This is a genomic window from Wolbachia endosymbiont of Cruorifilaria tuberocauda, assembly GCF_013365475.1.
Classification (GTDB): Bacteria; Pseudomonadota; Alphaproteobacteria; order Rickettsiales; family Anaplasmataceae; genus Wolbachia.
The window spans coordinates 828,196-840,873 of sequence record NZ_CP046579.1; the positions used below are offsets into that span (position 1 = coordinate 828,196).

General features: G+C 31.3%; 11 protein-coding genes, 1 tRNA gene and 1 pseudogene. 8 read left to right on the top strand and 5 right to left on the bottom strand.

What is annotated here, in order from left to right; genetic code table 11:
- Positions 1 to 27: 27 nt before the first annotated feature.
- A pseudogene (locus tag GOY13_RS03310) lies at positions 28 to 1,085 on the bottom strand (class I SAM-dependent methyltransferase).
- Positions 1,086 to 1,169: 84 nt separating this feature from the next.
- Here GOY13_RS03310 and GOY13_RS03315 point away from each other — a divergent pair.
- Together GOY13_RS03315 and GOY13_RS03320 are read left to right on the top strand one after the other, a co-directional pair.
- Positions 1,170 to 1,541, top strand: coding sequence for a hypothetical protein (locus tag GOY13_RS03315; RefSeq protein ID WP_175814375.1), 372 nt, complete (start codon positions 1,170 to 1,172; stop codon positions 1,539 to 1,541).
- The gene (locus tag GOY13_RS03320) at positions 1,542 to 1,823 is read left to right on the top strand and encodes a DUF2610 domain-containing protein (protein ID WP_175814376.1); all 282 of its coding nucleotides are present in this window, start codon (positions 1,542 to 1,544) and stop codon (positions 1,821 to 1,823) included. It abuts the gene before it with no gap.
- A 415-nt stretch (positions 1,824 to 2,238) separates the two neighbouring features.
- Here GOY13_RS03320 and dapD read toward each other — a convergent pair whose 3' ends face one another.
- From dapD to GOY13_RS03335, 3 genes are all read right to left on the bottom strand, one after another.
- Positions 2,239 to 3,069, bottom strand: coding sequence for a 2,3,4,5-tetrahydropyridine-2,6-dicarboxylate N-succinyltransferase (gene dapD, locus GOY13_RS03325; protein WP_175814377.1), 831 nt, complete (start codon positions 3,067 to 3,069; stop codon positions 2,239 to 2,241).
- A gap of 410 nt (positions 3,070 to 3,479) precedes the next feature.
- Complete coding sequence (gene rodA, locus GOY13_RS03330) at positions 3,480 to 4,589, bottom strand: rod shape-determining protein RodA (RefSeq protein ID WP_175814378.1); 1,110 nt, start codon at positions 4,587 to 4,589, stop codon at positions 3,480 to 3,482.
- Positions 4,590 to 4,655: 66 nt separating this feature from the next.
- Entirely contained in the window at positions 4,656 to 6,122 is a 1,467-nt protein-coding gene (locus tag GOY13_RS03335; RefSeq protein WP_175814379.1) for a proton-conducting transporter transmembrane domain-containing protein, read from the bottom strand.
- Between the two features lie 63 nt (positions 6,123 to 6,185).
- Here GOY13_RS03335 and GOY13_RS03340 point away from each other — a divergent pair, with 63 nt between their 5' ends.
- Positions 6,186 to 6,503, top strand: a complete 318-nt coding sequence (locus tag GOY13_RS03340; protein ID WP_175814380.1) for an NADH-ubiquinone oxidoreductase subunit NDUFA12 family protein — start codon at positions 6,186 to 6,188, stop codon at positions 6,501 to 6,503.
- Between the two features lie 630 nt (positions 6,504 to 7,133).
- Here GOY13_RS03340 and GOY13_RS03345 read toward each other — a convergent pair.
- Positions 7,134 to 7,210, bottom strand: a tRNA-Arg gene (locus GOY13_RS03345).
- A gap of 903 nt (positions 7,211 to 8,113) precedes the next feature.
- On the opposite strand from GOY13_RS03345, the gene tatA reads away from it, so the two are divergent.
- The 5 genes from tatA (at position 8,114) to GOY13_RS03370 (ending at position 11,619) form a co-directional block, all read left to right on the top strand.
- The gene (gene tatA, locus GOY13_RS03350) at positions 8,114 to 8,281 is read left to right on the top strand and encodes a twin-arginine translocase TatA (protein ID WP_175814381.1); all 168 of its coding nucleotides are present in this window, start codon (positions 8,114 to 8,116) and stop codon (positions 8,279 to 8,281) included.
- Positions 8,282 to 8,429: 148 nt separating this feature from the next.
- Entirely contained in the window at positions 8,430 to 9,065 is a 636-nt protein-coding gene (locus GOY13_RS03355) for an exopolysaccharide biosynthesis protein (RefSeq protein ID WP_175814382.1), read from the top strand.
- A gap of 111 nt (positions 9,066 to 9,176) precedes the next feature.
- On the top strand, positions 9,177 to 9,833 hold the full coding sequence (locus tag GOY13_RS03360) for an exopolysaccharide biosynthesis protein (protein WP_175814383.1): 657 nt from the start codon (positions 9,177 to 9,179) through the stop codon (positions 9,831 to 9,833).
- Positions 9,826 to 11,199, top strand: coding sequence for a cysteine--tRNA ligase (cysS, locus tag GOY13_RS03365; RefSeq protein ID WP_175814384.1), 1,374 nt, complete (start codon positions 9,826 to 9,828; stop codon positions 11,197 to 11,199). The genes GOY13_RS03360 and cysS overlap by 8 nt, the downstream gene beginning before the upstream one ends.
- A gap of 6 nt (positions 11,200 to 11,205) precedes the next feature.
- The gene (locus GOY13_RS03370; RefSeq protein ID WP_175814385.1) at positions 11,206 to 11,619 is read left to right on the top strand and encodes a YqaA family protein; all 414 of its coding nucleotides are present in this window, start codon (positions 11,206 to 11,208) and stop codon (positions 11,617 to 11,619) included.
- Positions 11,620 to 12,678 lie beyond the last annotated feature (1,059 nt).

Below are 12,678 nucleotides of genomic sequence, written 5' to 3' on the forward strand. Positions count from 1 at the left end.
TTACGTTTAACCCAATATAGAATGCTACTAACTACTAATTAACATTACCTTAAAGAGAGTGCCCATATTTTCAGTTAACCTTAGAAACTCACTAAAGATCTTATCTTTCTGTTCATTGTTTGCATTCTTCATTAAGACCTGCATTCTTTCCTTTATACCAAAAAGATATAAAAACTCCCTTTGAGTTAAAATTTCACAATTCAAGTGTTTTAATGAATCCCTCAATGCCTGGAAGTCTACAAGCGCAGTAATATCACTATTGCCAATATTTTCAAGAAAATTGACATACTTATGTTGTCCTACAGACTGTAAAGTACTTCTGTACGTAGAATGCACATACCCATAATCTATAATTATAGCAGCTCCTCTGTTATTAACTATTTTTTCTTCAAGTTTCTTTAATATTTCAGCTCCAGCTGAACAGACTTCCATTACTGCTCCACTAAAAAATTTTATATTCGTTACCTTAGTAGGTGATATTGAAATATTAGATCCTTTTCTTCTGGATTTTAGTATTAAGCACTGGAATGATACCATATCACTCCGTTTCCCTACTCTATTTTCATACCATTCTCCGTTATGATATACAAACTGATCTATAGGAAGAGCATCAAAAAATTCATTTGCTAAAAAAATAGTTGGCTGCTTAGGTAAGCTACTAATATCCAAATGCCAATTAACATTTAATTTTTTTAGTTTTTTTTTTGTATCTCCTGTAAAACAGGGCTGATTTCAATTAGATGAATGGCCATAGATCTAAAAAAATTGCTGTACTTTTTGGTGACTCTTGCTATATCATGGATAAGTGTCCCTTTACCTGGCCCAAGTTCAACTAGAGAAAATTCTGGTGGTTCTCCTAATTTTTCCCATGTATACATTACCCAAACTGCAATTATTTCACCAAATAATTGACTAATTTCAGGTGCAGTGATAAAGTCACTATTTTTCCCAAGTGGAGATCTATTCATGTAATAGCCATATTTTTTATGGTATAAGACAGCACTCATGAATTCACTAATAGATATCGATCCTTGGTTTTTATCAATTAATTTATACACGTAAGAGAGTATATCACAAGTAAACATTAAATTATTGTGTCACAAACAAATTTATAGAGTATTTATATTGTATAGTATAAACTTAATGGCTTATTACAATAGTCTTTAACTATGGATGATCATAATATCAATTATATTACTATTACAAATCCAAGTAGTAGCACTGAACATAAACTTGAGGAAATTGTTAATTTTACAAAAAACAAGGTTATAAGTGCTGATGGGTTAACTTTAGTGGAAGTATTCCAAGCACTAGTTCAAATGATGAACAGTGATCTAAAATTAGTAAAAGAAGTGTTAGTACATGCCAATATCATGGTAAAGCATGGCATGAGAGTAGCAAAAGAATCAGAATTAAGAAGGCATGAAGTTCTTAAATTTCTCAGATGTAAAAAAAATGTTATCAGTAGACAGGATTGTATAAATAAGCCATCTACTATACCTATTACAAAACAAATCAAAAAGAGAGTTATAGGTTTTTAGATGTCTTGCTCTATAAAAAAATTTACCGTACAATGTAACTTCAGAGGCCAAATTTCACCTTTCACGATATATATAGGAAACCCAAAAAGTGACACTCATCCGATTTATTATCAAGATTCTTGGCTTACAAAAGAACGTGGAGGTAATATTCCTAGTAAAGTAAAAGAAGGCTTACAAAAATTGTACAAATTATCTAAAGAGAATGGAATCCCTTTTTCAGAGTTGTGTGCATATGCTATTACTGTAGCTAGCAATAGCAATAAAATAAACAATAAAAAATAATATGCTACTTTCCTACAGATTTCTCTATGAGACCCAAATTTTATTCACATAGGTATTACATATTACAAATATGTAACAATTCACCTTAGTGTGAAGGTAATAGTTATACTGCAAAGTTATCAACTACGTTAGTTCCATATTTTAGTCGGGATGACCTAAGTGAACTAATAATGTAGTAACTATAATTATACTGCACAGTATGTCATAAGTAAGAAGAAGTACAACTTTGATGTGTCTATCTTATACATAACACATTTTAAATAACGTAAATCTCTAGATGAATACTGTGAATTTTCACTGACACAGCTGTAAGGTTAGCAAATCATTCAAGTTAAGCCAGTACCGATATATAATTATAAAAAAATGAACAAAACTACATAATATAGTGTATGTTATTATATTATAAATATATAACTTAACTCCTCAATATCTCATTTACAGAAGTCTTCAATCTTGTTTTTGCATCTACTTTTTTTATTATAACTGCACAATAGGTTGAAGTATTATTTTTAGATGAAGTAGATCCTGGTACTACTACAGAGTAAGGTGGAACTTCACCGTAAAGTACCTCACCGGTTTCTCTATCAACAATTTTTGTTGATGCGCCAATAAAAACTCCCATACCTAAAACTGACCCTTCTCTTATTATAATGCCTTCAGCTACCTCACTACGCGCACCTATAAAACAATTATCCTCTACAATAACCGGAGAAGCTTGAATAGGCTCCAAAACTCCACCAATTCCTACTCCTCCAGAAATATGACAATTCTTGCCTACTTGTGCACAGCTACCAACTGTTGCCCAGGTATCTATCATTGTGCCAGAACCGATGTAAGCACCAACATTAATGAAGCTTGGCATAAGAACAGTATTTGCACCTATATAAGCAGACCTACGAACAAAACATCCAGGAACTGTTCTAATTTTAAATTTGCGAAACTTTTCTTCATTCCATTTATCAAACTTACTGTTAACCTTATCAAACCACCAATTGTTATTACCTATTGTTCTACTCTTTTCAGTAAGGAAGTATAATAATATTGCCTGCTTTATCCACACATGCACTACCCACTTCCCGTCTGACAGCTTTTCTGCTACTCTAATTTTACCACAGCCAAGCAGTTTTATTATTCTTCTGATTATTGTCCTTGCTGCTATTTTTGTATTATGATTAATGAACTCATTTCTATTTTCCCAAATATTTTCTACATCATTCTGTATTTTATCTAGTTGTAAACTTTTCATTTACTATATATCAATAAACTTTTGGTTTTATATAATATAAGCTTATCACTATTTTCCATGTAAGGACTATAAAAATAAGATTTAATACTTCACTAGAGCTTATTCAGTATATCCAAGATTCTGATACGCATATTATAAATTTTTTATACTGTAACGAGAGTAATACAAGCTATAATGTTGTTATTTATACAGGAAAAAGTTAGGGAAGGTAGTCTTCTAGTGTTTACCACTTTAGTTCTTCTTATAGTAGGAATGCGCACTAAGTAGCTATCCTAAAGAAGCAATAGGTATAAAAACAATCAGTCCATGTAAAAATTTAAAGAAACTAGAGAGATTGAAATATAAAGAAAGCAAACTAAAGCTTTGATAAGGCAAGCATATTGAGTATTGAATATTATTGTGCCTTTAACTTACTGCAGATAGAAGCGAGAGCTCAGCCTTAAATTCTTTTCAGAAGCTACACAATTAAGCAGCAACCCTATGCACATTAAACTTGTAGCAGTTGTACTTCCTCCATAGGATATGAATGGTAATGGATCACCTATTACAGGTAAAAGACCTATTGTCATTCCAACGTTTATGAAGAAATGAGCACTAAAAAAAGCAAAGATCCCTATAGATACTAACTTATAAAAGTAATTTCTCGATCTGTATGCAATAGAGAATATTATAGTAAGCAACATATTATAAAGGAAAATCAAAGTTATGCTACCTAAAAACCCCCATTCTTCACTGAGTACTGCAAAAGCAAAATCTGTATGACTTTCTGGTAAAAACCCAAGCTGGGTTTGACTTCCTCTTGACAAGCCTTTGCCAAGTAATCCTCCTGAACCAATAGCTATCTGAGATTGCTGTGCGCTATAACCTATCCCAAGTGGATCTGATGATGAATCCAAAAACGATAATATCCTTTTCTTATGATAGGGACGGAAGAAGAAACAAACAGATGGCACTATAAGAACTCCAAGTATTCCGAAAACTACTAAATGTAACCTTCTTACTATCGAAGTAAACATAATTGATGTCCCTATAAAAAACATTACCATAGCTGTACCTAAATTAGGTTGTTTTAATACCAAGAGTATAGGTAGGAAAATAGCTATAAGTGCCTTAAATAATTTTTGAAATTCCATCATTTTGTACACACTTTGCTTATTAAAATAACGAGCAAGTGCAAGTATTAATCCCAATTTTGCAAATTCTGATGGTTGTAAACTAAATGATCCAATTCTTATCCACCTTGTTGAACCCATGATAGGCAACCCAAAAAAACTCACTATTGATAATGTAATCACTGTTACTATATAGAAAAAATAAGCATACCTCAGATAAAAGTCTAGCTCTATAAATGACATGGCTATAGCCAGCGGAAAAAAGGAAGCAAATATAACTAGCTGATGAATTGCAAATGGTACCCAATTTCCTCCTGAAGAGGAGTATTGAATAATAATGCCAACACAAAACAGAGCTATTACATTAATGATTAATAACAAATAAATATTTTTTAATCTGTTATTCATAGTGAAAGCCCTTATTTCTTAGTGTATCACAATATAGTAATAGTAAAATATGGAGTAAGATCAAAATCAAAAAACCAATCTCTCAACTAATAAACAAATCGGACTACTATATACTCCAATTATTACTGTTAGAATAGTCATAAATGACAGACAAAAAAGCATAGATAATGGCACTTTGTTAACATAGCTATCTATTATTCCAGCATGTAACATTAGATCATTTTTAAAATACATCTTTTCTATTATCTGCCATGTATATATCAATGTAAGCAAAGAACCAGCAGCAAAAACTATAAGAGAAACCCATGCATGAGATTCAATAATCGCTTTCATCATATACCACTTACTTACGAAACCACCTGTTAAAGGCATACCAATCAACGCTAATCCAAGTAGAGTAGACATAAATGTTATACAAGGCATTGATTTCTTCAGTCCTGATAAATTCTCCACTTTTGTGGAATCAAATTTATAAGAAATGCACCCTACAGCCATGAATAAAGAAGTTTTTATTATACTGTGATTTATTGTATGAAAAATTGCTGCAAACAAGCCTGCTTTCGAGTTCAAACTAAGCATTAAAATTATATAGCCGACCTGGCTAATGCTGGAGCTAGCAAATAATCTTCTCATATCTTTCGCGGTTATTGCAGATACTGACCCAAATATAATAGAACAAAGCGCAAGCACAACTGTTACATTGTTCAATGGTGGTTTGAATAAAAAAAAGTTTTGGTGAAAAACAGCATAAAAAATTCTAATAAAAACATATATGATGACTTTAGTTACTGTGCCCGAGAAAAACACACTAATAAAACTTGGAGCCTCACTGTATGAATCAATCAGCCACTTACTCAATGGAAATAATGCCATCTTGGTTAATAGACTAACAAAAATGAATAATGTACCAAGCTTTACAATGTTATTATCATATAGAGGTACTATTTTCTTAGCCATATCAGACATATTCAGCGTACCAGTCATGGAATACAAAAGCCCAATACCAAGCAAATAAAATGTTGCACCCACTGTTCCACTAATCAGATATTCCAACGCTGCAACTAGAGCTCTCCTCTCTTTTCCCATTGAAACTAGCGCATAAGAAGAAAGAGATGTAACCTCTAAAAAAACATAAAGATTAAATATGTCATTTGTTACTAAAATCCCAAGTAGCCCACTTAAGCACAATAAAAACAAAGAATAGAAGCCAGTTATTTTGTTTTTGCTAATCTCCTTTTTGTTAATATAAAAACTATAAAGAACACTTATTAGCGCTATAAAATTCACTAAAGTCAAAATTAAGGAATTTAGAATATCAATCCTCAGCTCTATTCCATATGTAGGAGCCCAATCTCCAAGATAATAAGTTATAACTTCACCATTATAAGTTATCATGAGTAGTTTCAACGAGATAAGAAAAGTAACTGCTGTTGTGATAAAAGAGATAAACCAGGATATTCTATGTTCTCTAACAAGAAAGCAAAACGTCGATGTAATTATTGGCATAACAACTTGTAAAATTGGTAAGTGCATTAAATTGTTGCTAATGGATTACTAAAGTAGTAGATATATAATACCTATTGTTTTAATAGTTTTATGTTATCTAAAATTTGTAATGCAGTAAAATCTTTATTACGAAGAGAAGATCAATTTGTAGGAAGAGATAAAAATGAAAACTTTTACTATAAGTCAAGTACAGGAAAAAGGTGGGTTATATATAAAAATACTCCAGATCCTACAACAATTCCTCCAGAATGGCATATATGGGTTCATTACACTGATAACACAGTGCCAGTTAACGAAAAAAAAACGAAGGTAAAACATATCACTAACTTTACAGGCACAAAAGTCATGTGTAATTCAAAGCAAGAAGTAAAAAGTTACTATAGAAGCTGGAATCCTAATAATAAATAAAAGAGATAAAGATCGAGTATACTTGAAACAAATATTTTTCTGTTTGCTTTCCTTCTGATACAGAAGCATGGTGTGGTAGAGGTGTTAAGATTTTAGCATAAACATTCTTAGCTTTAATAAATAGATACTAAACATAGAGTTTACTTAAATCAGAGCAAACGTAGGTAAAATTTTCATCACATATCTTAAACAGCTTAACTGTAGTAATAAAACTGCTGATAAATCTTACCAACTACTCTTGTTACTGAATCTGGTACTGATCTTAGTGCTATCTTTGTGATAGACTTATGGTAAAAGGTTAACGTAACCTGACACATCATATTATTTTGCATTTCAGCTAGCGGTCAAAAGCACTGAAAATTACTATATAAAAACAGATAAGTAGTGAATGACTAGTTACATCAGATTTTCTTGTCTTTCTTCACTGAAATTCTTTGGATATTAAAGTAACCTATGAAGAAGTGTTTATTTTTACAACAAACGGTGAAATTTTAAATGCAACATTATAATCTATTTACCTAGATTTTAGTGTCAGCTACTTGTATAACATCACCTATTATGCCTCAAATTACAATACTTATTCAATTGCAAATTTAACTATGAAAAAGCATAACAAGCCATAAAGCATTGTGGTGGGACTAGTGCGATTTGAACGCACGGCCTTCGGATTAGGAATCCAATGCTCTATCCTACTGAGCTATAGTCCCACGTATTCCCATCATTAGCACAACCGTAGCAAAAACCTTATTTTTTAGATCTTTTGCAGAATAAGTTTATAAATAAAACATTTCAATACATTCACTTAATATAATGCTATTATATTTTATAATAAAATTTCAGTTGATGCTAATTAATAGCACAAGTTACTTATTATAATAATCAAAGGTGATTTTGCTTTAAGCAATAAATATTGAAGGAAGACAAGTAGATATTGTGTGTTTATTAGTAGACTGAGGTTACAGCAAGATAACGATTTTGAAATTAATTTCAGGAATAAAAAATCTAAAATCTTGCACCATTTCTATAAATAATAGATTAGCAGAAAGTTAATGACATATTTATTTCAATACCTCTGCACTATCTCACCACAAAACAGTAGCAAAAACGCAACCTTGTGTTGTGTAGTCTCCTAAAAAAAGAAGGACCACTGTACTAGGGATCTTGAAGCTATTTAAGTGTAGAAAATATAAAAATACATACTCTAACGGCACATTGGGAGACTAATAACAATTAGTTGTAACAGGAAGGGGGGTGTCGGGTAGCACAAAATCCTGAAGTTATTTTGCTGATGAGATATTTTTCTAATTTAGATAAACTTCTTAAGTATCAAATAAAACATCACATATTATTCTAGAAGTAAAAATGCTGCTGTACTAAATATGGTAATAATCCACAAGAAGTATTGAGAATTGCGACTCTATTCATTAATAAAAAACTGCAGAATCACTTAACACATATTTATTGCTAAAAGCAACCAAGTCCAAAATTATTAAAAAATAGATTAAAAAATTTTGACCTGTAGACAGATAAAAGTAGTATAATCTATGTGCTACTTGATCCCAGTCAAGTATTTTTATCTAAAATTTTATGTTTCTATAATGGAGGTGCAAATGAGCTTAGGGCCATGGCAATTGTTTCTAGTCTTGATAATAATCTTAGTTCTGTTTGGTGCAGGCAGGTTACCACAAGTAATGAGTGATTTAGGTAAAGGCATTAAAAACCTTAAACAAGAACTTAAGGATTCAGAGAAATTATCATCCAACGAACCAGACCGTTAGCGTCCTAATATTTTTGGCACGCACTTAGTGCGTGTCATTTGTCTAAAAATTCAGCCAAGATAAAAATATGGGTTGAAATACAGTAACAATCATGTTAATTTCAAATTAGTAACTATAATTAAAGATAAAAGTGTAAAGAGGTGAGAAGATGTCTAAAAATAAGTTAGCCTCTGACATTCTAAAAGAAATCGCAGAAGTTAATAATGCTAACAGCAATAAAATAACGCTATTTGACATTAGAGCAGCTTTACACAAGCGTAGTTTTGGTGCTTTAATAATTATTTTCTCCTTGCCACTTTCACTACCTATACCTGTCCCGCCTGGCTATACAACGGTCCTTTCTATACCTTTAATTTTATTTTCACTACAGCTTTTATTTGGGTCCAATTCTCTTTGGATTCCTTGTTGGTTAGAAAGAAAAGCTTTTAAGCGTTCAACAGTAATTCTCATAGTAGGAAAAATTATACCTATGTTAAGAAAAATAGAAAAATTCATGAGACCAAGATTATCTTTCATTTTTTATGGACCTGGTGAGAAGATTCTAGCTTTTATGACGTTACTCTGTGCTATAATAATAGCTCTTCCATTACCCTTTACTCACTTTCTCCCTGCAATTGGTACAACTTTTATTTCGCTTGGTATTATTGGCAGAGACGGGCTACTTTCTATGCTAGGAGTTTTAATATCATTGTGTGCGCTACTGCTTACTATTATTATAATAACCAAAGGACCACAGTTTATAATAGAAGTATTGTCTGTTCTAAAAAGCTTTGTGCGTGGTTAAACTCTATAATACCTTAACACAAGGTAAATACTTGATACGAATGCAGAATGAATGTTGAAATATAGCAATAATTATGCTAGCTAAAAGGAATAATTTTGTCCAAGGATAAATGTGCAAAAAAATGAGAGAATAACTAAAAATAAAAAATTGGTTTCTGATATCTTAAAAGAAGTTGCAGGTACTAGCACTGCTAATACTGACAAAGTGACGTTGTTTGATATTAAAATTGCCTTGCAAGAACGTGGTTTTGGAATTTTAATAATCATTTTCTCTTTGCCACTATCAGTACCAATACCTGTTCCACCTGGTTATACAACTATTCTTTCTATACCTCTAATTCTATTCTCACTGCAGCTCTTGCTTGGATTTCACTCTCCTTGGATGCCGCATTGGTTAGAAAGAAAATCTTTTCAATTCTCAACATTAGCTCTTGTAGTAGAGAAAACTTCATATGCATTAAAAAAAATAGAAAAATTCACGAAACCAAGAATACCATTTATTTTTTATGGACCTGGTGAGAAGATTCTAGCTTTCATAATGTTGCTTTGCGCATTATCGATAGCTATTCCACTGCCTTTAACTAATTTTATTCCTGCAATTGGCACGACTCTTATTTCACTAGGTATCACTAGTAAGGACGGACTTCTTTCCATATTGGGAGTTTTAGCATCTTTATGTGGTTTATTACTTACTCTTGTTGTAATAGTTGAAGGACCACAGCTCATAATTGGAGCATTTTCTTTTCTAAAAAGTTTTGTATATGGTTAGGCTTTACAATACTTTAACAAAGAAAAAAGAATTCTTTACACCAATTAACAGAGACCACGTAAAAATGTATGTTTGTGGTCCAACTGTATATGATATGGCCCACATAGGAAATGCACGTTCTGCTGTTACTTACGATGTGCTATTCCAGTTACTTAAATCTTACTATAGCAAAGTCACTTATGTACGCAACATAACTGATATTGACGATAAGATAATTAATGCAGCAAGTAAGAAAAATAGCAGCATAGAAAGCATAGCTAAGTATTACACTAAGGCTTTTCATGAAGACATGAAAAGTCTAAATTGTGTAGAGCCAACACATGAGCCAAAAGCAACAGAAAGTATAGATTGCATCATCAAATTAATTGAACATTTGTTGTTATCTGATCATGCCTATGAATCTAATAAATATATATATTTTAGTATTGAATCTTATCCTGAATACGGTATTTTATCAGGAAAAAAAATTAGTGAATTAAATCATGGTAGCAGAGTTGAAATTGGTAAGAATAAAAAACACCCAGGAGATTTTATACTGTGGAAGCCAGCAAACAATATTGACTATAAGCTTTCAAGTTACTGGGATAGTCCATGGGGAGAAGGAAGGCCTGGATGGCACATAGAATGCTCGGCAATGTCATATGCATACCTTGGTAAAAATTTCGATATCCATGGCGGAGGCATAGATTTGCAATTCCCTCATCATGATAACGAAATTGCACAAAGCAAATCTGTGTTTTCCGAGTCAATATTTGCAAAATACTGGATACACAATGGCTTTTTGACAGTAAACGAAGAAAAAATGAGCAAGTCTTTATTTAACATAGTTAAAGTAAGAGATTTGCTCAATAGTGGAATAAAGGGAGAAGTAATACGTCACGCACTGTTTAAAACTCATTATAGAAAGCCACTCAATTGGACAAAAGACGTTATTTGTGAATCACAGGAAACTTTAAACAAATTTTATCGTCTATTACGGAATGTAGATATAGTAAAACTCGAGAAAAGCGATGCAGATTTCTATAAAGATTTTATAGAAGCTTTGAAAAATGATCTCAATATTCCTGAAGCCTTGTCTATATTACATGAAATGGCAACAAAAATCAATAAAACAAGTAATGAACACGAAAAGCTAAAATTAATTGAGAGTTTCGTCAAGAGTGCAAGATTTATTGGTCTTCTTGAATCAAGCTACCAAGAGTGGTTTACTACTAACATGGATCAACAAGAGATAAAAAGACTGGTAGCTTTAAGAAAAGCAGCAAAACAAAATAAAGACTACGATACTGCAGACCAAATAAGAAATCAGCTAAAAAGGATGAAAATCATGGTTTCTGATAACAAAGATGGTACAACAACTTGGTAAGTTTATATGGAAAATTATCTCCTGCTGTTCACAGATAATCTAGTATCATCATTAATTTTACCTATATATCAGGGTTTTATGTTTTATGCTATGTTGCATTTTAGGCAGTATTACAACCCAATACTCATGTTGTTTTTTGGAGTATTAGGCTCAAGCATTGGCGGAATAGTGAATTGGTACTTAGGCAGAGCAACAATCTTCATTAGAAAATTATACCATAGATTAGAGTATGAGTATACACCAAAAATTATAATAAATTTACTGGTTTGTGCAGTAGCATTATTCTCATGGATGTCAGCATTTGGAAGTGCAATTCAAGTCTTATCAGGTTATTTTAAATTAAATCTCAGTATCTTTACTTTATTAACTATTTTATCTAATTTTTTCTACTTGTTATACCTTACTGTCACTGTTCAATAACTTACTATCAAGCAACTAATCTGATTGATGTTTCTCGTATTCTCTTCCTTTAAACTTTCTTAAACGTTTTAATTAGTTCACATAGAATAGTCTATGGCATTTATTTTTTTAAACTAGGCATAAATTATTTCTTTCAAATATTTTCAAACACTTGAAATCAGACAGATTTCTAACCAAAGTAGAACTGTCACACCAGTTGAAAAGCTCATGTGAACACACTAAATCACTAACTTTAAGAAGCAATCTAATTTTCTAGATAAACAAAACAGTTTATCAAAAAATTGACCAACGAATCACCACTTAAAATTCTCATCAACTAACCTGAGAAACTAAATTATCAGAAGCAAATTACACTATTCTCCTTATCAACCTAAGGCAATATTGTATAAAAATTGTTCAATCTTTTTTTAGCTTTAGACTTTAAAAATATTCTAGTTTTATTGTTACTCATATAAAATTCACTTACTCTTTGTCTTCTATCAAATCTAAAAACTGATCATTTTTCTATATGCAGAAAACAATGCAACTTTCTTTAATAATTTCAATTAAATAAACTTATACGAAGAGAATTTAGCATTCTATATATCCTTCAATGGCCTATTGTATATTAGCTACATCCTTTCCTCAGCAAACTCTAAATATTGTATAACTTTTTAATTCTAAAGTGCTTTACAAGATATAAAATTAAGCTTTAATAAATTCTATTTCAAAAAATGTTTATCACATATTACAATTTTCATACCTGCAAAATAATCATCAAGCTCTTATAGCTCTTCAACTATATATACTTGAAGATGCCGCATAATTCATATTAGATTGAAACACACTAACTTATTTTTCTAATGGAAATACAAGAGTAGTTTAATTTCTTATCAAGAAAAAATTACACAGATATCTTTGCGAAATTTTATATAATACTTGTGCTTTCCAATGAGGAATGCCACTACCATCAGTACTACTTTACTCCTACCGTCATAATTTAAATCTAGTATTGAAAGTAAATTCATATGTATTAATGAAGTAGTAATTCCTAATTGGAAAAACAAACTTCGTTATACC